24 protein-coding genes and 1 tRNA gene are annotated in these 25,620 nt (G+C 59.1%); 14 read left to right on the forward strand and 11 right to left on the reverse strand.

What is annotated here, in order from left to right; all coding sequences use genetic code 11:
- Positions 1-39: 39 nt before the first annotated feature.
- Positions 40-2,205, reverse strand: coding sequence for a condensation domain-containing protein (locus BOP96_RS08300; RefSeq protein WP_073452421.1), 2,166 nt, complete (start codon positions 2,203-2,205; stop codon positions 40-42).
- Positions 2,206-2,435: 230 nt separating this feature from the next.
- Between BOP96_RS08300 and BOP96_RS08305 the strand changes: the two genes are divergently transcribed.
- The 8 genes from BOP96_RS08305 to BOP96_RS08340 all read left to right on the forward strand — a co-directional run bounded on the left by BOP96_RS08305 (position 2,436) and on the right by BOP96_RS08340 (position 12,704).
- On the forward strand, positions 2,436-2,987 hold the full coding sequence (locus BOP96_RS08305; RefSeq protein WP_014718547.1) for a sigma-70 family RNA polymerase sigma factor: 552 nt from the start codon (positions 2,436-2,438) through the stop codon (positions 2,985-2,987).
- A gap of 108 nt (positions 2,988-3,095) precedes the next feature.
- Positions 3,096-4,889 (forward strand): ABC transporter ATP-binding protein, encoded by a 1,794-nt coding sequence (locus BOP96_RS08310; protein WP_073452423.1) that lies wholly within the window; start codon positions 3,096-3,098, stop codon positions 4,887-4,889.
- On the forward strand, positions 4,883-6,652 hold the full coding sequence (locus BOP96_RS08315; RefSeq protein WP_019817094.1) for an ABC transporter ATP-binding protein: 1,770 nt from the start codon (positions 4,883-4,885) through the stop codon (positions 6,650-6,652). The genes BOP96_RS08310 and BOP96_RS08315 overlap by 7 nt, the downstream gene beginning before the upstream one ends.
- On the forward strand, positions 6,649-7,593 hold the full coding sequence (locus BOP96_RS08320) for an ABC transporter permease (protein ID WP_073452425.1): 945 nt from the start codon (positions 6,649-6,651) through the stop codon (positions 7,591-7,593). The genes BOP96_RS08315 and BOP96_RS08320 overlap by 4 nt, the downstream gene beginning before the upstream one ends.
- Complete coding sequence (locus BOP96_RS08325; RefSeq protein WP_020302741.1) at positions 7,590-8,540, forward strand: iron chelate uptake ABC transporter family permease subunit; 951 nt, start codon at positions 7,590-7,592, stop codon at positions 8,538-8,540. The genes BOP96_RS08320 and BOP96_RS08325 overlap by 4 nt, the downstream gene beginning before the upstream one ends.
- Positions 8,537-9,319 (forward strand): iron ABC transporter ATP-binding protein, encoded by a 783-nt coding sequence (locus BOP96_RS08330; protein WP_073452427.1) that lies wholly within the window; start codon positions 8,537-8,539, stop codon positions 9,317-9,319. Before BOP96_RS08325 ends, BOP96_RS08330 begins: the two co-directional genes overlap by 4 nt.
- Positions 9,316-10,299, forward strand: a complete 984-nt coding sequence (locus BOP96_RS08335; RefSeq protein WP_069868512.1) for a siderophore ABC transporter substrate-binding protein — start codon at positions 9,316-9,318, stop codon at positions 10,297-10,299. Before BOP96_RS08330 ends, BOP96_RS08335 begins: the two co-directional genes overlap by 4 nt.
- 158 nt (positions 10,300-10,457) lie before the next feature.
- Entirely contained in the window at positions 10,458-12,704 is a 2,247-nt protein-coding gene (locus tag BOP96_RS08340) for a TonB-dependent receptor (RefSeq protein WP_073452430.1), read from the forward strand.
- A 209-nt stretch (positions 12,705-12,913) separates the two neighbouring features.
- Here BOP96_RS08340 and BOP96_RS08345 read toward each other — a convergent pair.
- Positions 12,914-13,000, reverse strand: a tRNA-Leu gene (locus tag BOP96_RS08345).
- A 224-nt stretch (positions 13,001-13,224) separates the two neighbouring features.
- On the opposite strand from BOP96_RS08345, the gene BOP96_RS08350 reads away from it, so the two are divergent.
- Positions 13,225-13,701, forward strand: coding sequence for a hypothetical protein (locus BOP96_RS08350; RefSeq protein ID WP_073452466.1), 477 nt, complete (start codon positions 13,225-13,227; stop codon positions 13,699-13,701).
- 137 nt (positions 13,702-13,838) lie between these two features.
- On the opposite strand, the gene BOP96_RS08355 is transcribed toward BOP96_RS08350, so the two are convergent.
- Positions 13,839-14,366: a DinB family protein gene (locus BOP96_RS08355; protein ID WP_032903022.1), complete on the reverse strand. Its 528-nt coding sequence runs from the start codon at positions 14,364-14,366 to the stop codon at positions 13,839-13,841.
- A gap of 124 nt (positions 14,367-14,490) precedes the next feature.
- Here BOP96_RS08355 and BOP96_RS08360 point away from each other — a divergent pair, with 124 nt between their 5' ends.
- Positions 14,491-15,189: a tellurite resistance TerB family protein gene (locus BOP96_RS08360; RefSeq protein ID WP_073452470.1), complete on the forward strand. Its 699-nt coding sequence runs from the start codon at positions 14,491-14,493 to the stop codon at positions 15,187-15,189.
- Here the strand turns inward: BOP96_RS08360 and BOP96_RS08365 are convergent.
- The 7 genes from BOP96_RS08365 to BOP96_RS08395 all read right to left on the reverse strand — a co-directional run bounded on the left by BOP96_RS08365 (position 15,186) and on the right by BOP96_RS08395 (position 22,726).
- The gene (locus BOP96_RS08365) at positions 15,186-15,998 is read right to left on the reverse strand and encodes a hypothetical protein (protein WP_073452432.1); all 813 of its coding nucleotides are present in this window, start codon (positions 15,996-15,998) and stop codon (positions 15,186-15,188) included. The genes BOP96_RS08360 and BOP96_RS08365 overlap by 4 nt on opposite strands.
- 18 nt (positions 15,999-16,016) lie before the next feature.
- Positions 16,017-16,364: a DUF2493 domain-containing protein gene (locus tag BOP96_RS08370; RefSeq protein ID WP_003191350.1), complete on the reverse strand. Its 348-nt coding sequence runs from the start codon at positions 16,362-16,364 to the stop codon at positions 16,017-16,019.
- Between the two features lie 63 nt (positions 16,365-16,427).
- Entirely contained in the window at positions 16,428-19,142 is a 2,715-nt protein-coding gene (gene mgtA, locus BOP96_RS08375; protein WP_073452434.1) for a magnesium-translocating P-type ATPase, read from the reverse strand.
- 236 nt (positions 19,143-19,378) lie between these two features.
- Complete coding sequence (locus tag BOP96_RS08380; protein WP_014718533.1) at positions 19,379-19,672, reverse strand: hypothetical protein; 294 nt, start codon at positions 19,670-19,672, stop codon at positions 19,379-19,381.
- Positions 19,673-19,988: 316 nt separating this feature from the next.
- Positions 19,989-20,600, reverse strand: a complete 612-nt coding sequence (locus BOP96_RS08385; RefSeq protein WP_014718532.1) for a LysE family transporter — start codon at positions 20,598-20,600, stop codon at positions 19,989-19,991.
- Positions 20,601-20,948: 348 nt separating this feature from the next.
- Positions 20,949-21,431 (reverse strand): arsenate reductase ArsC, encoded by a 483-nt coding sequence (locus tag BOP96_RS08390; RefSeq protein WP_014718531.1) that lies wholly within the window; start codon positions 21,429-21,431, stop codon positions 20,949-20,951.
- 11 nt (positions 21,432-21,442) lie between these two features.
- Complete coding sequence (locus tag BOP96_RS08395; RefSeq protein ID WP_073452436.1) at positions 21,443-22,726, reverse strand: arsenic transporter; 1,284 nt, start codon at positions 22,724-22,726, stop codon at positions 21,443-21,445.
- 224 nt (positions 22,727-22,950) lie between these two features.
- Between BOP96_RS08395 and BOP96_RS08400 the strand changes: the two genes are divergently transcribed.
- The 4 genes from BOP96_RS08400 (at position 22,951) to BOP96_RS08415 (ending at position 24,768) form a co-directional block, all read left to right on the forward strand.
- Positions 22,951-23,166: a hypothetical protein gene (locus tag BOP96_RS08400; RefSeq protein WP_003191339.1), complete on the forward strand. Its 216-nt coding sequence runs from the start codon at positions 22,951-22,953 to the stop codon at positions 23,164-23,166.
- A gap of 72 nt (positions 23,167-23,238) precedes the next feature.
- Entirely contained in the window at positions 23,239-23,934 is a 696-nt protein-coding gene (locus BOP96_RS08405) for an AzlC family ABC transporter permease (RefSeq protein WP_014718528.1), read from the forward strand.
- Positions 23,931-24,242 carry an AzlD domain-containing protein gene (locus tag BOP96_RS08410; RefSeq protein ID WP_014718527.1) on the forward strand — a complete coding sequence of 104 codons (312 nt, stop codon included), beginning with the start codon at positions 23,931-23,933 and terminating at the stop codon, positions 24,240-24,242. The genes BOP96_RS08405 and BOP96_RS08410 overlap by 4 nt, the downstream gene beginning before the upstream one ends.
- 172 nt (positions 24,243-24,414) lie before the next feature.
- Complete coding sequence (locus BOP96_RS08415) at positions 24,415-24,768, forward strand: hypothetical protein (RefSeq protein WP_032903026.1); 354 nt, start codon at positions 24,415-24,417, stop codon at positions 24,766-24,768.
- A gap of 147 nt (positions 24,769-24,915) precedes the next feature.
- On the opposite strand, the gene BOP96_RS08420 is transcribed toward BOP96_RS08415, so the two are convergent.
- Complete coding sequence (locus tag BOP96_RS08420) at positions 24,916-25,620, reverse strand: YoaK family protein (protein ID WP_020302749.1); 705 nt, start codon at positions 25,618-25,620, stop codon at positions 24,916-24,918.

Here is a 25,620-nt window from a genome sequence, read left to right on the forward strand (position 1 = left end):
GTTGAGGGTCTTGGTAGCATTACCAAGACCCTGATCAGGTTATAGGTGGATTTGGTTAAGGGCGGTGCGGGCTGCGTCGGGCGTCGTAAACAGCGCGAACACCTGATCTATGGTCGTGCTCAGGCGCGCCATCTGTGCTGCGCTGTAGCGGTCCGAACGGTAAGTAATGACCAGGCGCAGTGAGCGTTTGCCGTCGATCGTGTTCTCCATGATTTCGAACTGAATACCGAACATCGATTGGTTCTTGTCCGGGTCAATCTGCCGGTAGCGGATCGTCCCGGCGTCCGGTGTGCTCAGGGTGCCATTCAAGGCGTTGTTGGCGTGTATTTGAATGTACACGTCGAACAGCAGGCCGTCTGCGGGCGTCATGCCGAGGGCCTGTTGGATCTGCTCCATCGGAATATCGGCATAAGCCATGGAATCATTGATCAGGCGAGTGGTGTTTTCAATCAGTGCGCCAACGGCCTGCTGGGGATCGAACTGCACCCGATGCGCCACCATCGTGGTGAAGTAACCGACCGTTTCATAAAACCCTGGGTCGGTGCGGCCGGAGGCGGACGTGCCGATCACAAGGTCTTTCAAATTACCGACCTTATGCAGGGATAACGCAATCGCCGTATAGACCACACCGAACAGCGAAGCGTTATTCCGTCTGGCGAAGGCATACAGGTTATCGGTGAGCGCCTGGTCGGGTTTGATTTCGAACCATTGCGCGTTCGTCGACACTTCGCTGGCCGGCACGCTGGCCTGATAGTCAGGGGAGGGCAGTGCCAGGCCCTGGGTTGCGCCGCGCAACATGTTCGTCCAGTAGTCGAGATGCTGTTGATTGATGCCAGTGGCCTGTTGTCGTAGGGCGAACTCATGGAATGACGGTGCAGGCGCTGACCAGGTGGGTGCTTTGTCTGCTGCACGGGCGAGGTAGGCCTGAGCCAGTTCCTCCATCATCACGTTGAGTGACCATTCATCAATGGCCATGTGGTGGATCAGCAATGACAGGGTTTGGCGTTGGCGTTGCGGGTCGTAAATGAAACGAACCCGTAGGGGTAGCTCGCGGGTCAGGTCGAACTGATAGGTGGCTTCGCTTTTGAGCGTTGCACCCCGGCTTTCCTGGCTTGGCCAGAACCACTTGTATTCGGACAGCTGCTCGAACGGCACGATCTGCTGGTACGCCTCAGAGCCCTCGAAGTGGAAGGTTGAACGCAGGCTGGCGTGACGCTTGAGCAGGTCACGGAAAGCTTGCTCGAACAGTGCTTCATCCACCTGGTCGAGGAAGTCCAGGGCAAAGGGCAGGTTGAAAATTGTCCCGAACTCAAAGGCTGCGTAAGCCCGCCCAAGGGAGGCTTGGGCCAGCGCGAAAGGTGCCCTCTGTACGTCTTGCTGGCGGTCCATGGCAACAGCAGTTGCATCGTTTTGCTCGATGATATGGGCGTGTGCAGCCAAGGCGGCGGCCGACGGCGCGCTGAAAAAATCATTGAACTGGACTTCAATGCCATGGCCGCTCAGCAGCTTGCCAATGATGCGTGTGGCCAGTAGCGAATGACCGCCGAAATCAAAGAAATCATCAGTGAGTTGCATGTCAGGCTCTACCAGGGCCGCTCGAAACTCATCAAGAATAATCGACGCAACGTCGTCGTTGGCCGCAGGCTGGGCGGTGGGCGCACTGATGGGTGACGATAGCGCTTCACCATTCGCCAAGCCGTGCAACCAAGGCGTATTGCTGGCCGAGTGGCCTATATAGGCGCTCAATACCTGGTGATACAAATGGTCTTCCTGGCAACTCTGGTCGAGGACCTGATGGAGTATGAAGCCAAGGATAGTGTCTTGCCCGGTTTGGATAATCAACGCCTTGAATGGCGGCTGGCTTTGCGCGTCCCAGGGTGCCATTTGCTGCGCGCGCAAATGCTCGGTGGCCTCTACGTCCGAGTGTAGATGCATGAGTTCAAAGCAGGACTGCCAGTCAGCGGCGTGCACTTTGTGCACTTCGCCATCGTCGTTGAACAGGTAGCGCGCATTCAGATCGGGGAGTGTTTCGATAACGCTCCTGATCGCTGACGTGAGTCGTGAAAGGTCAATGTCGGCGTCGAATCGCCAGGCGCTGAAGTGCTTGAGCACGCGTTCGGGGTATTGCTGCTGCAAGAGCCAGAAATGCTCTTCGTTATCAGTGACAGACAGTTTCGGTAACGAGTCTGGATTGAGTTCCATCATGGAAATTTCCCGCCTTATCAAACTGAACAGTAAGAAGTAGAGAGGGCACCGCAGTGCCGACAGGCCGATCCTCGGTCTGCTGCAACGCTCAGAAATCCAGGCGCAAGAGAAGGTGCAAGCAACTCACATTTGCAGGGGGTCAATGAACGCCGTATGATGTTAAATAATAATCATACCTATTCGCATTAGTCAAAAGCTGATCGCGAATTGACCGTCTCAGGAGAGGTGTTGTGAACAACGGAGCGTTCGCGTCCACGCAGCAATTTGAAAAGCTCTATGTCGACCATCACGGTTGGCTATGCAGCCTGTTGCGCCGCAAGTTGGGCAGCTCGGTCGATGCCGCTGATCTCGCTCACGATGTCTATCTCAATCTCATCAAGAAAGGCCGGGTTCCTTCCACCGAGGATTCTCGCGCCCACCTGACCCAAATCGCCAAAGGCATGGTGATCGATCTTTATCGCCGACGTCATCTTGAGGCCCGCCATCTGGAGGCGCTCAAGTTGCAGGCCGAACTGTTGGTCCCGTCAGAGGAGCGACGTGCCCTCGTGAGTGAAGCGCTGGCTCAGATCGATGACGCATTGCGCCGCAAGCCAGCCAAAACCCGCCAAGCGCTGCTGCTGTGCAAGTTGCATGGTATGGGCCACCGCGACATTGCCTGCGAGTTGAAAGTGTCGGTGTCTTCCGTCGAGAAGTACATCGCGTCTGGCCTGCGAGCCTGCTACCCATTCGTGCCCGGGCTGGTGCCTGGCACCGCCTCATCGATTAATGAACGTCTCGATTGAGGATTTTGCGTTGCCGTTCGGAATACAAAGTACGCAGCGCATACCACTCAAACCTAAAGGAAGCCAGGTGGCCTTCAGGCTACCTGCAGTGGTTATTCAGGAGAACTCATGAGTGCTACAGATGAACCCGGCGTTGCCGGCACGGTATCTCAGATACTCAGACCCATACGTGGGCAACTAATAGTCGCGGCGGTATTGGCCGCCATCGGTACCATGCTGACGCTGGTGCCCCTGGCCGGTATCGCCCATATCGCACAGCTTGCAATGGCCCAAGATGAGGTGGCGACAGCCTGGAGCCAGATGCAGGATCAAGTCTGGCGGGTTGTCATCATCAGTCTGGCCTGCCTGTTTCTCGGGATGACCTTGATTTCGCTGGGCGAAATGGCTGCGCACCTGGCCGACAACCGCATCACTGGCCATTTGCGCCGGGCGATTACCCGCCGTCTGGCCAAGGTGCCATTGGGATGGTTTACCAGTCGGGCTTCCGGCGAGGTCAAGCAAGCGATGCAAGACGACATTGGCACGTTGCACAGCCTGACCGCGCACTTCTTTACCACCTTGGGTCGTACCATCGGCGCAATTCTTGTTTCGGTTCTCTACCTATTCGTCATGGACTGGCGCATGGCGATTGTTTCGCTGTTGCCGTTCCCGCTGTTCTTCCTGTTTTTCTCCAGGGCCACGAAGGCCAGTGGGGCGAACATGCAGTCATTTGGCGCCGGCATGGCACGCATCAATAATGCTGTGGTTGAGTTCGTCAATGGCATTCCTGTGGTCAAGGCTTTCGGGGTCGAGGGCAAGGCCCATGGCAGCTACCGCAAGGCGGTTGATGGCTTCGCTGAGGCCTTTACCGACTTCACCCGCCCGCTGGTCAGCGCGATGGCCAACGCTCACGCGATGATTGCCCCGGTGGCGGTGCTCGGCGTAGTGCTGACGTTTGGGACGCTTTGGGTGAGCCTGGGCTGGATCACACCGGTAGACGTGTTGCCCTTTGCCTTGGTGGCGCCGGGAATCTGTGCGCCGCTGTTGCTGCTGAGCTACGTTACTCATGACTTGAACAATGCTACGGGCGCAGCGCAGCGCGTTCATACGCTGTTGCAAACGCCCGTGCTGGAAACCTTGGCAGCTGCCGCGCCAGCGTTGCCGGAAAATGCCGAAATACGTATCGAGCAGCTCGGCTACAGCTACGACGGCCAGACCCCGGTGCTCAAGGACGTCAACTTCATTCTCAAGCCGGGCACGGTGACCGCGATTGTCGGTGCTTCGGGCTCCGGCAAGTCGACCCTGGCCCGTCTGTTGCTGCGCTTCTTCGACCCGAGTGAAGGGCGCATCACCTTGGGCGGCGTCGACCTCAGGCACATCGAGAGCGCGCAGTTGTACCGGCGCATCGGTTTTGTGTTGCAGGAGGTACGCCTTATCCATGCCAGCCTGCGCGACAACATCGCCCTGGGCCGCCCCTCGGCCAGTCAGCAGGAAATCGAAGACGCAGCCCGCACTGCCAATATCCATGAGCGCATCTGCGCCTTGCCGCGAGGTTACGACTCGGTGATCGGGGAGGATGTACAGCTTTCCGGCGGCGAGTTGCAGCGCGTGAGTATTGCCCGCGCCATATTGTTGGACCCACCACTGCTGGTGCTCGACGAAGCCACGGCGGCGGCCGATGCCGAGAACGAGGTGAAGCTTCAACAAGCACTGTCGCGCTTCGCCCGGGGCCGAACCTTGATGGTGATCGCGCACCGCCTCGATACGGTGATGCATGCTGACCAAATCATCCTGATCGACAACGGCACGATCTGCGAGCAGGGACGCCACCACGAACTGCTCGCCCGCAACGGCCGCTACGCTCGAATGTGGGCGCTGGGCGGCTACGAACAGGCCAAGGAACAGGCGGTATCGTCATGCTGAAAACCTTTAATCAACTGCTGGGCGAAGATGCCCGCGTATTGCGCCGCTACCTTTGGATGACGCTCGTCTACGGCCTGCTCTGCGGGCTGACGATTGTCACTCTGGTACCGGTGCTCACTCGTCTGCTGAACGGTGATGTGCGCTCAGCAGGGCAATGGCTGACTGCGCTCGTGATCGGGGTGCTGGTTTGCTGGGCCTTGCGACGGACGGTGGAGAAGGCGGGTATCCGCGTCGGTATCGCTGTTCTGCAGCGCGGTCGTCATCGGCTCGGCGACCATGTGGCGCGTTTGCCGGTCGGTTGGTTCAGCGCACAAAATACCGCACGACTGAGCCATTTGGCCTCCCAGGGCATGATGGAATTGGCTCAGCTTCCGGCCCACGTTTTCACGCCGCTGATCACAGGGGTGGTCACACCGGTTGTAATCGTTGCCGCGTTGTTCAACTTACATTGGCAAATGGGATTGATCGCGCTACTGGCTTTACCCCTCTTGTTGGGTATCTTTGCGCTGACCGCTCATCTGGGGCAGCGCGCCGACCAACGCTTTCAGCACAGCGCCGCGCAGACCAGCCAGCGCATGGTCGAGTTTGCCCAGGCACAATCGGTGCTCCGCGCCTTTAATGGCGAGGACGGCGGCACCCAGTTTCTCGAGCAGGCCATCGGGCGCCAGCAGCAGTCTGCAAAGCGGCTGATCCACGTCTCGGCGATGTCGGTGGTGTTCAATGCCTGGGCGGTGCAGGCCGGCTTCGCCGTCTTGCTGGTGGCTGCCACGCTATGGCTGGGTGATCAGTTGAGCGCAAGCCTGGCACCGTCTTCGGTCATAGCCGTGATCGTGTCGTTGCTGTTGGTCAGCCGCTTTATCGACCCGCTTCTGGAGGTCGCAGGTTATAGCGAAGTGCTACGTGGCGCGCGCGGTCAGCTTGATGCCGTGCGCGAAATCTTCGAGGTCGACCCTTTGCCGGAGCCGCAGGCCCCGCAAGCGCCGGTCGATGGATCGGTCGTATTGGAAAACGTGAGCTTTTGCTATGCCGAGGATCAGGCCGATGTGTTGCGCGATGTCAGCCTGCGTATCGAGCCCGGCAGCATGACGGCGCTGGTCGGTGCTTCTGGCTCGGGCAAGACCACCCTGGTGCGGCTGATTGCGCGCTTTTTCGATGTGACGCAAGGCCGCGTGATGGTGGGCGGTGTAGATGTTCGGCAGATGTCCAGTGGGCAGCTGGCCGGTCAGATCAGCCAGATCTTTCAGGATGCTTACCTGTTCCAGGGCAGCATCGCCGACAACATTCGCATCGGTAAACCCGATGCCACTGATGCCCAAGTGATGCAAGCAGCAACACAGGCTGGCGTCCTGGAGATCATCGAACGCTTGCCCCAAGGCCTGGACACGCCAGTAGGCGAGGGCGGTGCACGCCTGTCCGGGGGAGAGCGACAGCGAATCTCCATCGCCCGTGCGCTGATCAAAGAGGCGCCGATTTTGTTGGTCGATGAGGCCACCGCCGCTCTCGACGCCGAGAACCAAGCGGCGATCGCGCAAGCGTTGGCGCGTTTACGCGGCACGCGCACGCTGATTGTCATCGCGCACCAGCTGTCGACAGTGGTCATGGCCGACCAGATTCTAGTGCTCGATCACGGCCAGATCAGCGAGCAGGGCTCCCATGCGCAGTTGAATGCCAAGCCAGGGCTCTACGCGCACTTTCTCGCCCAACGCCAAGCCGCGAAAGGCTGGCGGATTGCTGGAGAATCAGACGGTGAGGGCGGTTCTTGAGCCGTTTAATCTTACTCTGCGTGTTTGCCGTGCTTTGTTGCCTTTCGTTGATGGTGGGGGTCAAAGAGGTTTCCTGGACGGCACTGTTCACGTTATCCGATGACGCTTGGCTGACACTGACTGCCAGCCGCCTTCCGCGCCTGGCCGCCCTGATTCTCACGGGGGTGGGGCTGGCCGTGTGCGGCGTGATTCTGCAGCAGATCGTGCGCAACCGCTTCGTCGAACCGGCAACTTCCGGCGGGCTGGATGCAGCAAAGCTGGGCATTCTGATTTCATTGACGGTGGCCCCCGCTGCCGGTGCGGCCGGCCGTATGCTGTTTGCCTTGGCGTTTTGCTTTGCGGCGAGCCTGCTTTATGTCGCGATCATCCGCCGCATCAAGTTCAAGAACACCGTGATGGTTCCGGTCATCGGCCTGATGTACGGCAGCGTATTGAGCGCCATCGCCGAGTTCTACGCCTATCGTCACAATATCTTGCAGAGCATGCAGGGCTGGATGCTCGGAGACTTCTCGAAGATCGTCCAGGGCAATTACGAGATCATCTACCTGATCTTGCCGATAGTCGTGCTCACTTATCTGTTCGCGCACCGCTTTACTGTACTCGGCATGGGCGAGGGCATGGCCGGCAGCTTGGGCCTGAACTACACGGCAAATGCGGCGTTGGGGTTGATGCTGGTGGCGGTCACCGTTTCCGCCACGGTCATTACCGTAGGGGCCATTCCCTTTGTCGGGCTGGTTATTCCCAACCTGGTGGCGTTGCACTACGGCGAGAACCTGGAGCGAACATTGCCCATCGTCGCGTTGTGCGGCGCGTCGCTGTTGCTGGCGTGCGACATTCTCGGCCGCTTGTTGATCTATCCCTTCGAAGTGCCCATCGGTCTCACCGCGGGAAGCGTAGGCGGTATGTTGTTCCTGGTGTTGCTGATCAGGAAATACGCATGAGGCGTGTGGCTACCCGCTATGGTCTATGGGCACTGGTGCTGGTCCTGGCGATAGCGTTCCTGTTGTTGGGCTCAGGCTTTGACTTCGAGTACGTCATTCCCAAGCGAATGACCCGTTTGGCCGCGATGGTTATTGCCGGAGTATGCGTTGCTTATTCTTCGGTGATTTTCCAGACCCTTGCCGGCAACCGAATACTGACGCCGGCGATCATGGGGTATGAGGCAATCTACCTGTTGTTCCAGGCCTTGCTGATCCTGGTGCTGGGTACCCAGAGCCTGGTGCTGTTGGGGCGTAACGGTAACGTATTGTTGTCGATCCTGTTGATGCTCGCTTATTCAGGGCTCATTCACCGTTGGCTGTTCCATGACGGACGCAACAACGTGTACCTGCTGCTCCTGCTTGGGCTGGTACTGAGCATGGTGATGGGCACCTTTACCCAGTTTATCCAACTGAAGATCAGCCCTGGTGAGTTCTCGATCTTCCAGGGTTTCAACTACGCCTCCTTTAATAAGGCGCAACCCACGCAAGTGATCTATTCGGGGCTGCTGGTGGCGGCGGCGTGCTTTATCGCGCAAAGAAGCCTGCCGGTGCTCGATGTGTTGTCGCTGGGGCGTGACCAGGCGATTTCCCTGGGTGTCGATTTTCAACGCAGCGTGCGCCTGCAACTTGCGCTGATCGCGATTCTGGTGGCTGTCTCAACCAGTCTTGTCGGGCCGACGGCTTTCATGGGCGTGTTTGTGGCAAACATCACCTATGCGCTTGCCCGCACCGCCCGGCACCGGATTACATTGCCCATGAGTTGCGCCATTGCCATTGGCATTTTCATCGTCGCCCAGTACGTGGTCGAGCAGATGTTCAACTACAACACCTCCGTCAGCATTCTCATCAACCTGGTGTGCGGCGGGTATTTCCTCGCGCTGATGATTCGAACCCGAGGCGCTTCATGATTTCCCTTCGTCACGTCTATAAGACCTACAGCACCAAGCACGTCCTGAGTGACGTCAGCGTTCAGTTCCCGCCAGGGCAGGTGACTTCGCTGATTGGGCCCAACGGGGCAGGCAAGACTACCTTGCTGATGTTGATCGCACGTCTGCTGGCGCCGACCCGCGGCGAACTGCTGATTGGCGGGCGTAGCATTGCGGATGTGCCCATCCGCGAATATGCCAGGCGTGTCGCCACCTTACGCCAGACACCCGATTTCAACCTGCGGCTGACCGTTGAAGAATTGGTGGCTTTCGGGCGTTTCCCTTATAGCCGAGGGGCGCTCACCGTCCAGGATCGCCAGGTCATTGACGAAGCCATCGAGTTTCTGTCGTTGCAACCATTACGCCTTTCTTACATCGACGAGCTGAGCGGCGGGCAGCGGCAAATGGCGTTCCTGGCAATGACCATTGCCCAGCAAACCGATTACCTGCTGTTGGACGAGCCGCTCAATAACCTGGACATGAAGCATGCCGTACAAATCATGCGTGCGCTGCGCCGCTTATGTGACGAACAAGGTCGCACCGTGATTCTGGTGGTGCATGACATCAACTTTGCGGCCAACTACTCCGATCATATCGTGGCCATGAAAAACGGCGCGGTGCACTTGCGTGGCCCGGTAGCGGAGGTTGTCACCGAGGCGCACCTGCGCGATCTCTTTGATTTGGATTTCGAGATTCTGCAGAGCGAGCAGGGGTTCGTCTGCAACTACTTCAACCCATCATTATCAAGGGAGCAGATATGAGTATTGGTAAGGCAAAAACAATCCGTGGGGCACTGCTGGCGGTCGCGGTGGCGGCCGGCCTGCAGGGCTGTGACAAACCCTCGGCACAGGCGTCCGCGCCAGTCGCTGCGCATACGCACTACGAGCCGATCAAGATCGAGCATCCACTGGGTAGCACGATGATCACCCAGCTCCCCCAACGTGTGGTGGCGTTCGATATGAGTGAACTCGATACACTCGACCAGCTGGACGCGCCGGTGGTGGGTATCGCCAAGGACTATGTCGCGAGTTTCCTTATCCAGTACCGTGACAATCCGAACATCATGGACGTGGGGTCGACCATCCAACCCAACCTTGAGCGGTTGCATGCCCTCAAGCCCGACCTGATCCTGATCTCGCCGCTGCAGGCGCAAAGTTACCCAGAACTGAGCCAGATCGCACCGACGCTCTATGACGATGTGGACCTGACCAACCAACACGGCAATCTCTTCGCCACCGCCAAGGATCACCTCATGACCCTGGGGCGCATTCTAGGCAAAGAAGCGTTGGCTCGTCAGAAGGTTGCGCAAATGGACGCCAAGGTTGAACAGACTCGGCGCGTCACCGATGGGCGCCCGGAGAAAGCGCTGATCGTTTTGCATAACAACGGCGCATTCACCTCCTATGGCGTGAAGTCGCGCTACGGTTTCATCTTCGACACCCTGGGCGTAAAACCCGCCAGCACCGACATCGAGGCTGGCTTACATGGCCAGCCCATCTCCAATGAATTCATCCAGCAGGCCGATCCCGACATTCTCTACGTGATCGACCGTACCGCAGTGATGGAACGGCGGCCCGCGCTGGACATGAAGAGCCTGGATAACCCGCTGCTGCGCAAGACCAAGGCCTGGACCAACGGACGTGTGATCTTTGTCGACGCCCAGACCTGGTACCTGTGTACCGTCAGTGCAACGTGCCTCGGTCGCATGGCCGACGAGGTGGTTCAAGGCTACAAGGGCTGACCCGCTGTGCTTGGGGGCGCAAGGGCGGGTGCCGTGCAGGCACTCGCCTTTATTTTCAAAAAAACACAAATGCTAATGATTGTTATTGAGGGTTTTGCCTTCTGGTTCGGAAAGCCTAGTGAGCACATACACATTCTCCGAATCAAAAGGAATTCAGCATGTCGGAACGCTGTCGCCAACATCGCGCTACCCCTGATTCACCGCAGGCTGCGCAACGCTTTACTTTAAGTCATATGTTCACGGCTGTGCAGATGGCGCTGGTACTGGGGCTGACGGCGGCGCCCACCGCCGCGAGCGCTGCCCCGCAAGCAGGCACAAGCAGCGCCAGCCTGGAGTTGTCGGAAACGGTGGTGGAGGGCGTCATGGACCCCGCTACAGGTCTGCCGCCGGTTTATGCTGGCGGGCAGGTTGCCTCCGGCAGCCGCGTTGGGCTGTTGGGCAACAAGGATTTCATGGAGACGCCTTTCAATACCATCAGCTATACCGATGAATACATACAGAACCGTCAGGCGCAGGATATCGGCTCGGTGATCGGTGCGACCGACCCCTCGGTGTACGTGCCCACCAAACGAAGCAACTTTGAAACCTTTTTCATCCGCGGCTTCTACAGCAACGCCGATGACATCACCTTTAACGGCCTAGTCGGCATGGCGCCGAATATGCGCGGCTCTACCGAATTGGCGGAGCGCATCGAAGTGCTCAAGGGCCCTTCGGCGCTGCTCAACGGCATGCCGCCAAGCGGCAGTGTAGGTGGCAGCATCAATCTGGTACCCAAGCGCGCCGGCGACGAACCGTTGGCACGCTTGACCACCACTTATGAGTCCCGGGGCCTAGGGGGTGTGCACGCGGACCTGGGGCAACGTTTTGGTGATCAGAAGCAGTTTGGTGTGCGCTTCAACGGCGTTTACCGTGACGGCGATACCCCCGTGGATAATCAGCAACACAAAATGGCACTGTCTTCCCTCGGGCTGGATTGGCGTGGCGAGCGGGCTCGGATATCGCTCGATTTCTACAAACAGCGTGAACGCATTGATGGTCTCAACTACTTCGGGATCAACACAATTGCCCCCAACGTCACCCACTTGCCAAGCCCCAAGAAGGGCGATTATGCGTTGGCACCCAAGTGGGCCTACACCATCAACAACACCACTACCACGATGGTGCGGGGCGAATACGACCTGACGGATTCGCTTACTGCCTACGCGGCGTGGGGGCAGCGCGATGGTGGTTACAACGCGATGATCAACTCAAGCACCCTGGTGAACAATGTGGGTGGCATCAGCTCTTCGGCCATTCGTTCGATTCGCAGTGGCACCCAGCAATCGGGTGAGGTCGGGTTGAAGGGCAAATTCCAGACGGGCCCCGTGGATCATGCCTGGACCATCGCCGCGACCCGTTTTACCTCCGACAACAGTTTCAAGGACGCGAGAGCCGCCATCCCCGGCACCACAAATTACGACAACCTCGACTTTGGCAACGCGCCGACCTTCCCGGGCTATGGTGCAACCACCTCGCAAACCAGGGCCAACCTGGGCAGCTATGCGATTGCCGATACGCTGTCCTTCGCCGAAGGCCGTGTGCAATGGACCGTAGGCGCCCGTCGTCAGCGCGTGCAAAACACCACCGACGCTTTCGGCCCCAGGGCTTCGAAAACCAGCTATGACGAAAGCCGTGTCTCGCCCGCCACCGCACTTCTGGTCAAGGTGACGGATGAGGTGTCGCTCTATGCCAACTACATCGAGGGCCTCAGCCAAGGCGCGTCGGCCCCTGACTCGGCAGAGAACGCAGGTGCGGTCATGCAGCCGTACCAGACCAAGCAATACGAACTGGGGACCAAGGTAGACCTGGGCTCTTTCGCCCATACCGTCAGCCTGTTCCAGATTGAGAAGCCCAGTGCCTTTACCGATCCGCTCACCAATGTCTTCGGCGTCTACGGCGAGCAACAAAACCGTGGCGTGGAATGGTCGTTCTTTGGCGAGTTGCAACCAAGATTGCGCCTGATGGGCGGTGCGACCTATACCCAGGCAGAAATGACCAAGGTGGTCACCGGTGGTGTCAAAGACAAGCAAGTGACAGGCGTGCCCAAGGTGATTGCCAAGCTAGGCACGGAGTATGACCTCCTCGACGTCCCTGGGTTGACCCTGACCGGCAACATCAACCACACGGGCAAACAATACGCGACCAACGATCATCGGGTGTCGCTGGACTCGTACACCACCTACGATGTGGGGGCTCGCTATGCCTTCAAGGTCGAGACCAAGCCTGTGACCTTGCGCGCCACCGTGCAGAACGTCACCAATAAGGCGTACTGGCTTGGTTCGTGGAACGGGGGGGATGGCAGCGGCCTTTCTGGCGGCTTGGGCGCGCCGCGCACGGTATTGCTCTCGGGTACGGTAGATTTCTGAGGGTTTGCAAGTCCAAAAGCACTGGACCCTGGCGAGGAATGCCAAGCCAGCGTTCATACAGGCTGAGCGCTTCCTCGCTGGCAGAGTTCGGAAACACGAAAGTCTGCAAACATACGGAAACCGACGAAACGCCATAAACGAAAAAACCCGCCAAACGGCGGGTTTTCAAGGGTTCCACAAACAGTGCTGACCGTCAGTGGAACAGGAGATGGTGCCCGAACCCGGAATCGAACCGGGACGCCCTTACGAGCGGGGGATTTTAAGTCCCATGCGTCTACCAGTTTCGCCATTCGGGCGGTAGCGCGGTGTAACAGGGTTGGGAATATATAGATCCAGCCGCTTCAGCGCAACCTCCAAGCCGGTTTTCCCGCATAAAGATGCGCAGGAAAAAGCGTGGCAGATCAGTGATCTACAGGGCCTTTGTGTCAAGTCCCGATGAACGCAAGCCACCCAGGAACAAGCCCCATAAATGACAGTCATAGCGATAGGCCATTTCGGCATTTTCGCAGGGAGTCGTTTGATGCTCAGTATCCGTAAGCAGGCTTGGATCATGGCCGCAGGTGTCGCGGGGTTGTTGGGCACTGGCGCGTTCAGCTCGGCGCAGGCGGGGAGTGCGGTGCAGTGGGGCGAATTTAGTGCGTCGTCTTCAGACAAGTTGACGGCCGGCTCGATGGACGTGGGCGGTGCCTATGTGTTGAAGCCGTCGGGTGTTTCCGTGGGGGATGTCGAGGCGCTGCAAGCTGGGCAAAAACAGAGTCAAAGCGAACTGCAAAGCTTGAAAAGCAAAGTGGAGGGCCAGGAGCGGGCGTTTGATGAGTTCAAGCGCAAGGACGGCTCGAGTGCCAGTAGCAGTGACAGCCAGCTGTCGAGTCTTAAGCGTACGGTGGATGAGCAGAAGAGCACGATAGAGCGGCAGAAAAGCGAGATCGACGGTCTCAAGCGCAGCCTGGATGATTTGAAGCGCAGCGTGGAGATCTTGAGCAGCAAGATGAAGTGACAGCACTGATGCTTTGGGCAATATAGGGCAACTGTGGGAGCTGGCTTGCCTGCGATAGCGATGTGTCAGTCACAGGTATTGAACCTGTTACACCGCCATCGCAGGCAAGCCAGCTCCCACATTGACCGTGTCGGCCTTCAGTCAATCAGCGCCAGCAAGTCGGTGACCCCTACGTCCACACCCGCCTGGCTCAGCAGTGTCGTCACCTGGCCGCGGTGATGAGTCTGGTGGTTGAAAAAGTGCACCAGCAAACCGAAGAAGGGTTTCTCGGCGGCCACGCCGCGCATGTTGTGATAGCGCAGGCGTTGGTCGAGGTGGGGCTCGTGCAGGCTGTGGGCCCAATCGATGATGAGTTGATCCAGCCAGGCGCGATGGGCCGCTAGTTCGGCAAGGCTGGCGAAGGCCAGTTGCGTGAGGTCGCCGGGCGTGGCAACCCCGTTCAGCGGCGCCAAGGCCGCAAAGTTGGCCGGGTGTTCGGCGAAGCGCTTGAGCCAGACGGTGTCACCCAGCATCAGGTGGTTCAAGGTGCCGAAGATCGAACCGAAAAACGCTTGGCGGTCCAGGGTCAACTGCGCGTGCGTCAGGGCGGCGGCGGCGTCGTAGACCTTGCGGTTCATCCATTGGTTATAGGTGGCCATCAGCGCAATGTGCTCGATGCGGTTCACCGCGGTTCTCCCTTCTTGGCGTGATCGCGCCATCATAAAGCTTGCCCGCCCGACGGTCATGGTGTTCCATCAGGGGAGGACTATGTTTGATCAAGCCACTATTGCGCCCCGGGAGGGCGACACCATGAATACCAGCGATCTACTGGAACAACTGTTGCGTGCAGGGCAGCAAGGCGGCGGAGCTGCGGGCGGCGGCCTGGGCGGGTTGCTTGGAGGGTTGTTGAAGGGCGCCGGCACCGGCAATGCGTCTGCGGCGGGCGGCGGTTTGGGTGGTTTATTAGGTGGCCTGGGTGGCTTGTTGGGCGGCGCGCCGGCAGGTGGGGCCACCCAAACGCGTAGCGGCGGTGGGATGAACTACGCGGCGCTGGCGTCCCTGGGCATGGCGGCGTTCCAAGCGTACCAAGCGTGGCAACGCCAGCAGGCTTCGGCCCCGCAGCAAGCTATCCAGACCGTTGACCAGCTTGAAGGGCCTGAAGCCGAAGCCCATAGCCACGGCGTACTGCGTGCGTTGATCGCGGCGGCCAAGGCCGATGGCAAAATCGATGCGCAAGAGCAGCAAATGATTTCTGCCGAGATTGGCCGTCACACCGACGACCCACAATTACAGCAGTGGCTCGACGCCGAAGTCGCCAAGCCCCTGGATGCCGCCGATTTTGCCGAGTATGCCAATGACCCGGCACTCGCTGCGGAGATTTACCTGGCCAGCGTGATGCTGGTCAATGATCAGCAGGACGCCGAGCGCAATTACCTCGACGACCTGGCCGGTCAGTTGCACATCGATCCGCAATTGCAGGTGCATCTGGAGCAGCAGGCCAACGCCTAGAACCTCAGCGTCGCCCCAGTGGTCAGCCACTGGGCGCGATCGCCAATCAGGCTGCGCCCGACCAGCAGGTCCACGTCGACACATTCGCCAATGTGCAAGCGCGGCCCAGCCTGCCAGGCCTGTTCGCCGCCTTCCTGGCCATAACGCTCGCCAATCAGCGTGAGCTTCTCTGCCAACTGATATCCGAACCCCGTGCCCCAAGTCAGGCGATGCTGTTGATCACCGTCGTTGTAGGCGTGGCTCCAGCCGGCGTTAAGGTTCAGGCGCAAGGGTGCCAGGGGTTGCCATGTGAGTGGGATGTTCAGATCTGCGCCGTCGAACCCGTGATGGCGATCCAGCGCGACATGCGCCCCGACCGCAATCGCCAGTTCCAAGCCCAACTCTTGTCGTGACAGCACCTGCACCTTGGCTTGCGGGCTGATCTGCGTCTCGCCTTTGCCTGCATCCACGGCCCGTGACAACGCGGCGCCCCATTGCACGGCAGGCATAGCGCTGAACGTGCACGCGGGCGACAAGCTGCTGTTGTGGGTGCTGCCCGCGTGCCGATGGGCGCTGTACCATGCGTCGACGTTGCATTCCCCCGGCGCGTTGATCGCACCGTCATCAACCACATAAGCGCCGCCTGCGGCTTGGGCTTTTGAAATCAACGCGACGACAAAGACCAGGCCCAGGGTCATGCCGATAAAGATCAAGTTGCGCTGCAATGCACGGCGCTTTGCTGGCGGCAGTAACAGCAGGGTGTGACGAGAGTGGCGCGCGCGATATTTGGTAAATCCGTCGCGGCGTGCCGGCGTGTATTTTTTGTGCATGATGCACCTCGCTTGAATTCAGCTTTCTACGGTCAGCACCGAAATGCCGCTGGCTTTGGCCTGGCAAACCAGCTCCGAGGTATCGTCACCACCCGGCAGGGCAATGATCAGGTCGGGGCGGCTGTCGGCCAGCATGAAGTGGTTGCGCTGGCGTTCCGCCTGTTTGCCATGGCGCTGCCAATTGGGTGGATAACGCACCACGTCGATACCGATTTCCCGCGCCCATTCCTCGATCTCACTGCCCAGGAACTGGTTGCCGCCGTGAATCAGTACCTGCACCGGGCGCAGGCGGTGGTAAGCGTCCAGCACATGGCGGGACTTTTTGGTGTCGGCGTAATGACGACCTGCACAGATCAACACGCGCATGAGCAAATCCTTGTATGCACGCAGGCGACCAGGCAGCCGCCTGCGTTTTAACGGCGAGGAGGGTCAGTACCACTGCTTGAAGCGGCGGATGTAGATGGTCTTCATCAGTTGGGCGACGCAGCAGTAAGCCAGCAAGGTGCCCACCAGCCATGGGAAGTACGCCAGCGGCAGCGGTTGCAGGCCCACCAGGGTGCCCAGCGGTGAGAACGGTACGTAGATGCCCAGGGCGATCACGATGCAGGTCATCATCAACACCGGCCAGGCGGCCGTGCTCTGGAAGAACGGGATTTTGCGGGTGCGCAGCATATGCACCACCAGGGTTTGCGAAAGCAGCCCCTCGATAAACCAGCCGGACTGGAACAGGGTCTGCATTTCCACGCTGTTGGCCGAGAACACGTACCACATCAGCGCAAAGGTGGTGATGTCGAAGATCGACGAGGTCGGTCCGATCCAGATCATGAAGCGGCCGATGTTTTTCGCATCCCACTTGCGTGGCTTGGCCAGGTATTCCTTGTCCATCTTGTCCCACGGCAGGGCCAGTTGGGAGATGTCATACATCAGGTTCTGCAGCAGCAGATGGATCGCCAGCATCGGCATGAACGGGATGAACGCACTGGCCACCAGCACCGAGAACACGTTGCCGAAGTTGGAGCTGGCGGTCATGTTCAGGTACTTCATGATATTGCCGAAGGTTTCGCGGCCCTTGAGCACGCCTTCTTCCAGCACCATCAGGCTCTTTTCCAGCAGGATGATGTCGGCCGATTCCTTGGCGATGTCGGTACCGCTGTCCACCGAAATACCCACATCGGCATCCCGCAGCGCCGGTGCATCGTTGATGCCGTCGCCGAGGAAGCCGACGGTGTGCCCGTTAGCTTGCAGGGCCTTGAGCACGCGGGATTTTTGCAGCGGCGTGAGCTTGGCGAATACCGTGCGCTCTTCTACGCGGCGCAGCAGGGTGGCGTCGTCCATGGCTTCGATTTCCACGCCCAGCAGCGGCTGGCCGGGTTCCAGGCCAACCTGGCGGCAGATCTTGCTGGTGACCACGGCGTTGTCGCCGGTCAACACCTTGATTGCCACGCCAATCTGTTGCAGTGCCGCAATGGCCGGGCCTGCGGTTTCCTTCGGTGGGTCCAAGAAGGTCAGAAAGCCTTGGATCACCAGGTTGCGTTCGTCGCTGGTGGTGTACTGCTGGCGTGCCAGCGCTTTAGGAATATTGCGGGTCGCTACCACCAGCACGCGGAAACCGTCTTCGTTGTAGTCATTGGCGAGCGCGAGCAGGGCGTCACGACGGCCGTCATCCAGAGGCAAGGCTTCGCCGGCCTCCATGACATGGGTAGAAATGCTCAGCATCTCTTCCACCGCGCCCTTGCACACCAGCAACTGGTCATCGGCGGCATCCTTGACCACGATCGACAGGCGACGACGGACAAAGTCGAACGGCAATTCATCGACCTTGCTGTAGGCAAACGGCACCTGGAACTTGGGGTTTTGTTCCGAGAACTGCACCACTGCCTGGTCCATCAGGTTTTTCATGCCGCTCTGATGAAAGCTGTTGAGCCAGGCCAGGGACAGCACGGCGTCATCGCGCTGGCCGAAGGCATTGACGTGATGTTCGAGGATGATCTTGTCCTGGGTGAGGGTGCCGGTCTTGTCGGTGCACAGCACGTCCATCGAACCGAAGTTCTGGATCGCATTGAGGCGCTTGACCACTACTTTGCGCTTGGCCATGGCCGTGGCGCCCTTGGCCAGGTTGGCGCTGACGATCATCGGCAGCATTTCCGGGGTAAGGCCGACGGCGACCGCCAGGGCAAACAGGAAGGCATCACCCCAATCGCCCTTGGAGAAGCCATTGAGGAGGAACACGATGGGCACCATCACCAGCATGAAGCGGATCAGCAGCCAACTGACACTGTTCACGCCCCGGTCGAAGGCGGTTTGCACCCGCGAGCCGACAATCGCCTTGGCCAGGGAGCCAAAGTAGGTGCGCGGCCCCGTTGCCACCACCACTGCTTTAGCGCGGCCGCTGACCACGTTGGTGCCCATGAAGCAGATGTTCGGCAAGTCCAGCAAGTTGCCCTGGTCGGCGGCCAGGGTAGAGGCGGATTTTTGCGTGACATCGCCCAGGGTGTCGTACTTCTCCACCGGCAGGGCTTCGCCGGTCAGCACGGCCTGGCTGATAAACAGGTCGCGGGACTCGATCAGGCGGATATCGGCGGGGATCATGTCGCCGGCGGACAATTGCACGATATCGCCGGCCACCAGGTCACGCATCGGCACTTCGCGCAAGGTGGGCTGAGCACCAACCTGCTCGCGGCGCAGTACGGTGGCGGTGGTGCGTACCATGGCCTTGAGGGCCTCGGCGGATTTGGCCGAACGGTGTTCCTGCCAGAAACGCAGCAGGCTGCTGAGCAACACCATGGTCATGATGATGACGACCTTGGTCGGGTCGGCTTCTTCGCCTTCCTGCATCGGCAGCCAGCAGTCAGTCACAAAGCTGATGCCACCCAGGGTCAGCAGCACGTAGATGAACGGGTTGTTCAGAGCCTGCAGGAACTGGACGATAGCGTGTGGCGGCTTGTCGTGGGCGACTTCGTTATAGCCTTCTCGTTGCAGACGCGCCGAAGCGTCCAGTTCGGTCAGGCCGTCCTGGGTGGCCCGTACATTGGCGAGGGTGGCCGCCAGGCCATTTTGGGCTTCACGGGCGGCACGCATCGACAGCTTGGTGTCGGCAGCGGTGCCTTTTTTTTTGTTCAGAGGCGTGTTTTTTACGGCGCTCATTGTCTGTACTCCTGTCGCCAATTCTCGACAAAACATACCCGGTACTTACCTGAATACAGGCGAGCGAAAGCATGCCGAGCCGCAAACTTTGCGATCGGTTTAAATAAGGTGTTCACATAACTTCTGAAGGGCCCGCTAACAGCGCGTTAGTTAACGAGCGTGCAGCGGGCTACTACTGGATTTGTTCATAAAGAACTCCAGGGTCATCAATAAGAAAGTTGCTGTTTCCAGCTAGCTCAGGCGGCGCGAGTGCTCAGGTAAAGACCGAGCATCAGGCGCGCTTGCGCCAGGCGGGAAACCTTGGGTCTCTGCGGGTCTTGAGGGTCAGCATGATCCCAATGCTGCACCAGGTGGCCGCTTTCAGGGCAGATGCGCCAGTGCGCCAGCGGCGGTGCCGGGCGCACTTGAGGGGAGGGTGTGACAAAGGTCGAGCGGGTTGGCGAAAAGCCCGCCGGCGCTCGGCACAGCTTGGCGCGCAGGGCGGCGACCAGTGTGCGTGTATCAGGCAAAACAAGGAGTTGGAAGGTCATAACACACCTCGGGACCGGACGGGCGACCGGTGAGGCAGTTACGATGGAGCATCAAGCTCTAGCGCAGCTTACCGGACCTGGAACGCGAGTCCTGTCATATTCTGGGTTTGGCGCCCGATGCCCGCAGAGGCGGTGCTCGGACAGCGACTAGATACTGTGTCCATTGGCTTCTTTTGTGAGGTTTAAAAAAGGCCCCAGTTGCGGGCACGGGCAATCTACTCAGGGCGTCACAGAATGTCAACGCATGATTAATTAAATTAGCCCGTGTTCAGAGTTTGTTCAGACAAGAGGCATGCAAGTTATTGGCTGGATAACTTTATATACCGTGCGCGGCGAGTATCGCCAGATAAATCAATACTAAACCGCACGCCGCATAACTCACGCGTTGCCAGCTAGGTGATGCGTTCTTGCGTAGCAGGTTCACCAAGGCGGCGGTAAGAAAACACGAGAGTACCGACGCCAGCATGAAGCCGGCAAAAAACATCAGGGTCTGCCCGTGACTGGGGGTGGTGCCGACAATCCCCGACAGTGCGCTGCCCAAGGCGCCCCAGTAGACGATGTTTTTCGGATTAGCCAAGGAAATCGCCGCGCCCACCGCCAACGCATTTTTGCCTGAGCTGGCAGGGGCGTTGTCGGTTGCGGGTAACTGCCAGGCATCAATCAGGCTGCGGATGCCGAGCCAGGCCAGGTAGAGCGCACAGACGATTGTAAGTGGAACCCGCACTGCATCATGCTGAATCAGCAGTGCGATACCGGTGAGGCCAATCACGGCCCAGACGGCGTCGCCCACCAGTGAGCCGAACTGCACCAGCAACGCCGGCGTGAAGCCATGGAGCAAGCCGCGGCGCAGAGTCTCTGCCAGCACGGCGCCGGGAGAAAGGCAAAATACAAAACCGAATACCAGCGCATAGACAAAGATCGACAGCATGCTCAGTTCCTTTCGAGAAAGTGCCAGAGCATACGTCAGTCCGAGAGAGGGATACCACGTCCTCTGTAGGAACGTTCGCGATGGCGGTATGTCAGCCACTCAATCTTCAACTGAGCCACCGCCATCGCAGGCAAGCCAGCTCCCACATTGGTTATGTACTGCCCACAGAATCAACGCCCGGCGCAGATCTCCTGTGGGAGCGGGCTTGCTCGCGAAGGCGGTGTGTCAGCCACTGAATCTTTTACTGAACCAACGCTTTCGCAGGCAAGCCAGCTCCCACATTGGTTATGTACTGCCCACAGAATCAGCGCCTGTCACAGGACCCTGTAGGAGTGAGCAAGCTCGCTCCTAAAAAGGCTGCGGTGTTGAGGCAATGCGGTCGACTGCAGCCTTCAATTCATCTGGCGATAAACTCGCAAAGGGGAGCGCAAAAAACGCTTCGCAGCGTGCGGCGATGATGTTGAGGGTGGCCTTGAATGCAGCCTCTACTTGCGCCTCATCACCCTGCATCTCGGAGGGGTCTTCCAAGCCCCAATGGGCCTTCACCGCCGGGCCAAAATACACCGGGCACGCTTCACCGGCTGCTTTATCGCACACGGTGATGACCACATCCGGCGGGCAGCCTTGAAAGGCGTCATTGCCCTTGCTGTACAAACCTTCGATGCTGATGCCCGCCGCCTGCAGCGTGCTCAGGCTACGGGGCAACACCTGGCCCTTGGGAAAACTGCCCGAGCTGACCGCCTCGAAACCCTCTGGCGCCAAGTGATTGAACATCGCTTCGGACAAGATGCTGCGGCAACTGTTGGCGGTACACATGAACAGGACTTTCATGGCGCGTTCCTTTAGAAACTCAAGCGCAAGGCGAGGGCGGCCAGGGTGATCAGCAGCACGGGCAAGGTCAGCACGATCCCGACCTTGAAGTAGTAACCCCAGGTGATAGTGATGCCTTTGCGCGCCAGGATATGCAGCCACAGCAAAGTGGCCAAACTGCCTATGGGGGTGATTTTCGGGCCCAGGTCGCTGCCAATCACGTTGGCGTAGATCATCGCGTCCTTGACCACGCCCACAGCATGGCTGGACTCGATGGACAATGCGCCAATCAGTACCGTCGGCAGGTTATTCATCGCCGATGAGAGCAGCGCCGTCAGCAACCCGGTGCCCATGGCCGCGCCCCACACACCATAGGTGGCGAAGGTGTCGAGCCAGGTGGCCAGATAGTCGGTCAGGCCGGCGTTACGCAGGCCGTACACCACCAGGTACATGCCCAAGGAAAAAATCACGATCTGCCAAGGCGCTTCCTTGAGGACTTTGCGCGTGGAAATCTTATGGCCCTTGGCGGCAATCACCAGCAGCAGCACGGCGCAGACGGCGGAAATCGCACTGATGGGAATACCCAGAGGCTCCAAGGCGAAACAGCCGATGAGCAGAATACCCAGTACCCACCAACCGGCGCGGAACGTCGCAGGGTCATGGATGGCACTGTTGGGGTCTTCCAGGTCAGCCGGGTCGTAGGTTTGAGGAATGTCCCGGCGAAAAAACCACAGCAGCACTGCCAGGGTCGCGGCCACGCTGACCAGGTTCACCGGCACCATCACGGCAGCATATTCGTTGAAGCCGATCTTGAAATAGTCCGCCGAAACGATATTCACCAGGTTCGACACCACCAATGGCAGGCTCGCCGTATCGGCGATAAACCCGGCGCCCATGACGAAGGCCAGGGTCGCCGCCGGGGAAAAACGCAAGGCCAACAGCATCGACATCACGATAGGCGTCAGGATCAACGCCGCACCGTCATTGGCAAACAGTGCCGATACCAGCGCACCCAGCAGCACCATATAAGCAAACAACCGCCGGCCGCGGCCACGGCCCCAGCGCGCCACATGCAGGGCCGTCCAGGCGAAGAAGCCGGCTTCGTCCAGCAACAGGCTGATGATGATCAGCGCGACAAAAGTACCGGTGGCGTTCCAGATGATGTGCCACACCACTGGGATGTCCGCCAGGCTGATCACCCCACAGGCCAGCGCCAGGATCGCGCCCAGTGTGGCACTCCAGCCGACGCCCAGACCCTTGGGTTGCCAGATGACCAGCACGATGGTGACGAGGAAAATCGCAATTGCGACAAGCATGAATAAAAGCTCCGATGGCTCAGCAGCAGGTGCTGGCCCGTTGTGGTCTGTCGCCCATTGCGTTCAGACGCAGTGCGTCTATACGTATTTCTCTATGTCCCGGTCAAATCTTGTTTCAATTGATATGGATCAAAGGCCTTTGAAACCGCCACAACTGTTTGAAATTAAAATGAAACACAAATGTCCTAACGTGCCTGCCCATTGCTGATGAAGGAAGACCCCGCGTGACCCGAGCCACCCGCAACCTGCGCAAGACCCTGGATTCCGTCGCGGAAAATAACGAAACCGCGGCCTTTGACCTGATGCGCGCCGTGGAAAAACTCGGCGATGAAGTGCTGCGCCAGCGCCTGCTCAATACCATCCACCGGCTGAACCAGGATGCGTATGAATTGCGCGAAGCGCGGGATTCGGTGGAGCAGGTATCAGTCAAGCTCGCCTGAGCAAGATCGTTCAAGACAAGCCTTCGTTCGTGCTGGCATGCTTGTCGACTGTCTGTCGATGAGCCGTTTTCCATGCCCACTGCATTGCCTCATTACGCCTTCACCCGCGGCGCCATCGCCGTTATTCCCTTATCCCTGGCCTGTGCGCCCTGGGGGTTGCTGGCCGGCTCCATGGCCATCGACGCGCAATTTACCCCGCTGCAAGCCCAAGGCTTGTCTGCCATTGTGTTTGCCGGTGCCGCACAACTGGTGGCCATCGGCATGGTCAAGAGCGGTGCCAGCCTGATTTCCATCGTGCTGACCACCTTGCTACTGACCTCCCAGCACCTGCTCTATGGCATGCATATGCGTCCTACGTTGTCTTCGCTCAACACCCGTTGGCGCATGAGCCTGGGTTTTTTGTTGACCGATGAATTCTTTGCCCTGGTCAACCACTATGACCGCCAGACCTTCAATCGCTGGTACGCCCTGGGCGTCGGCCTGACGTTTTACCTGATCTGGAACCTCTTCACCCTTGCCGGCATTGTGCTGGGCAAGAGCATTCCCGGCCTTGATCAATTGGGGCTGGAGTTTTCGATTGCCGCCACCTTTATCGCCTTGATCACCCCCGTGGTGCGCGACGTGCCCACGGTGGTATGCGTTGCCGTGGCACTGCTGAGCTCGGTCTGGTTGAGTTATCTGCACTGGGAGTCGGCGGTGGTGGTCTCGGGTGTGTTGGGGATGAGCGCGGGGTTTGCTTGTAAACGGCTGGGAGTGGGGCAACGATGATTTACCTGATGATTGTGGCCATGGGCCTGGTGGTGTTCTTCAACCGTTACCTGTTTATCGAGCCACGCTTGCCGGTACGGCTCAATCGCGGCGCGCGTGAATTTTTGGGCTTCGCCGTGCCGGGCATGCTCACGGCGATCTGCGGGCCGATTATTTTTCTGGCTGACCATCGGCTTAACCTGAGCCCGAGCAACCCTTACCTGCTGGCCGGCATCTGCGCCGTGGCGTTGATGTATTGGACGCGCAGCGTATTGACCACCGTGCTATTGAGCATGGCGCTGTTCTATCTGTTCCGTTGGTGGTTTTGATACCCAGGCAAAAAAAAGCCCGCGGGGTAGCGGGCAGAAGGGAGACTTCCAAAAAATGAGCCTGGCCACTATAGGCGGCGTGTTTGCCTTTCACAGTGAAACAAAGTTCATGGGCGCGTCAGTTGGCTTTCGCACAGTGGTAGAGTCACGGTTTTTCCAAGGAAGCAATGGCATGCACAAAGTGGTAATAGGCGCATTGATACTGGCGGCACTGGCCGGTTGTGCAGGTTCCAAGATGAAAGAGGCGCGCGCAGGCAGCCCCTACAAGACCCTGGCATCGGACAAGGCCACTCTGGTGGTTGCCCAATGCATCCAGTTCGGTTGGCAGGATGAAAGCGTGTTCGGCATCGATGCCGGCGGCTTCAAGGAAGCGACCGAGGCGGGTGGTTTTACGGTGTACACCACCGGTGGCGATTACTTTGTCGATGTACTCAGCACCGGCGCGGGTTCTACGGTCAACTACTACGCCGCTCAGGACACGATGCCAGCCAAACGTCGCCTGGCAGCACTGGCCACTTGTCTGTAAGTCGGTTGCCTTAGTCATATTCCGAAACGCCTGGCGGGACAGCCGCCGGGCATTGGCTTATGATTCACTCGCTCGTTCGACGTGATGGCTCTTTACCGGTACACGGATGTCGAGGCTTAAACGTCGAACGAGCTCCTCCACCCCACCTCAACGGGGCATGAAACCCAAGTGCCAGCGTCGCGGAATCAACAGTGTCGCCACCCCCAAGGCCCCAGCCAACGCACCACTGACCCACAATGCGCGCAGGCCCATCTGCTGTTCCAGCAGTGCACCGATCACAGCGCCAATGAACATCCCGCCCCACGGAATCAATTGCACGCGCCAGCCATTGCGGCGCTCGCCCAATAACCAACGGCCCAGCCCGCGACCAAAGCGTGACAGCGCTCCGGTGACGTAGGTCAGCCCCACCGGTAACCCGTTCACCTCCTCGACGGCCGCGTTGAGCATGCCCATGGCAATGATCGCTGCGAGCAACGCGGGCAAGGTGTCGGTCGATGGCCACAACGCCGCAGCACAGAGCAAGGCGCCGATGCACAGCAATAAGGGCAACGCATGGCGCTTGCTGAAACGGCTGACCAGCACGCCCAAGGCATTACCGACCACGAAGGTGGCGACCAGGAGCACCAGCCGCCCGGTGAGCCCCAGGTCGCCCGCACTGATGGCCACCGCCAGGCGCGTGGTGTTACCGCTCATGAACGAGACGAAATCGCCGCTGGCCATAAAACCGATGGCATCGGTCATACCCGCCACCACCGACAGACAAGCCACCAGCATCAAGCCCACCCGCCCGCGCCAGCGCTGTCGATGGGCGAGCGTGGCATTGGTGTAAGGCTTGCGAGACGAAGGCAGCAT

The sequence above is a fragment of the Pseudomonas sp. FSL W5-0203 genome (assembly GCF_001896155.1).
Lineage (GTDB): Bacteria > Pseudomonadota > Gammaproteobacteria > Pseudomonadales > Pseudomonadaceae > Aquipseudomonas > Aquipseudomonas paracarnis.

Bases quoted from the DNA above. Each gene is read 5' to 3' on its own strand.
- BOP96_RS08365 (WP_073452432.1), bottom strand. From the start codon at position 15,998: ATGCACAAAAAATACACGCCGGCACGCCGCGACGGATTTACCAAATAT.
- BOP96_RS08300 (WP_073452421.1), bottom strand. From the start codon at position 2,205: ATGATGGAACTCAATCCAGACTCGTTACCGAAACTGTCTGTCACTGAT.
- BOP96_RS08380 (WP_014718533.1), bottom strand. From the start codon at position 19,672: ATGACCTTCCAACTCCTTGTTTTGCCTGATACACGCACACTGGTCGCC.
- BOP96_RS08350 (WP_073452466.1), top strand. From the start codon at position 13,225: ATGCTCAGTATCCGTAAGCAGGCTTGGATCATGGCCGCAGGTGTCGCG.
- BOP96_RS08315 (WP_019817094.1), top strand. From the start codon at position 4,883: ATGCTGAAAACCTTTAATCAACTGCTGGGCGAAGATGCCCGCGTATTG.
- BOP96_RS08310 (WP_073452423.1), top strand. From the start codon at position 3,096: ATGAGTGCTACAGATGAACCCGGCGTTGCCGGCACGGTATCTCAGATA.
- BOP96_RS08330 (WP_073452427.1), top strand. From the start codon at position 8,537: ATGATTTCCCTTCGTCACGTCTATAAGACCTACAGCACCAAGCACGTC.
- BOP96_RS08395 (WP_073452436.1), bottom strand. From the start codon at position 22,726: ATGCTTGTCGCAATTGCGATTTTCCTCGTCACCATCGTGCTGGTCATC.
- BOP96_RS08385 (WP_014718532.1), bottom strand. From the start codon at position 20,600: ATGCTGTCGATCTTTGTCTATGCGCTGGTATTCGGTTTTGTATTTTGC.
- BOP96_RS08340 (WP_073452430.1), top strand. From the start codon at position 10,458: ATGTCGGAACGCTGTCGCCAACATCGCGCTACCCCTGATTCACCGCAG.
- BOP96_RS08360 (WP_073452470.1), top strand. From the start codon at position 14,491: ATGAATACCAGCGATCTACTGGAACAACTGTTGCGTGCAGGGCAGCAA.
- BOP96_RS08335 (WP_069868512.1), top strand. From the start codon at position 9,316: ATGAGTATTGGTAAGGCAAAAACAATCCGTGGGGCACTGCTGGCGGTC.
- BOP96_RS08390 (WP_014718531.1), bottom strand. From the start codon at position 21,431: ATGAAAGTCCTGTTCATGTGTACCGCCAACAGTTGCCGCAGCATCTTG.
- BOP96_RS08405 (WP_014718528.1), top strand. From the start codon at position 23,239: ATGCCCACTGCATTGCCTCATTACGCCTTCACCCGCGGCGCCATCGCC.
- BOP96_RS08325 (WP_020302741.1), top strand. From the start codon at position 7,590: ATGAGGCGTGTGGCTACCCGCTATGGTCTATGGGCACTGGTGCTGGTC.
- BOP96_RS08370 (WP_003191350.1), bottom strand. From the start codon at position 16,364: ATGCGCGTGTTGATCTGTGCAGGTCGTCATTACGCCGACACCAAAAAG.
- mgtA (WP_073452434.1), bottom strand. From the start codon at position 19,142: ATGAGCGCCGTAAAAAACACGCCTCTGAACAAAAAAAAAGGCACCGCT.
- BOP96_RS08410 (WP_014718527.1), top strand. From the start codon at position 23,931: ATGATTTACCTGATGATTGTGGCCATGGGCCTGGTGGTGTTCTTCAAC.
- BOP96_RS08420 (WP_020302749.1), bottom strand. From the start codon at position 25,620: ATGCTGCCTTCGTCTCGCAAGCCTTACACCAATGCCACGCTCGCCCAT.
- BOP96_RS08415 (WP_032903026.1), top strand. From the start codon at position 24,415: ATGCACAAAGTGGTAATAGGCGCATTGATACTGGCGGCACTGGCCGGT.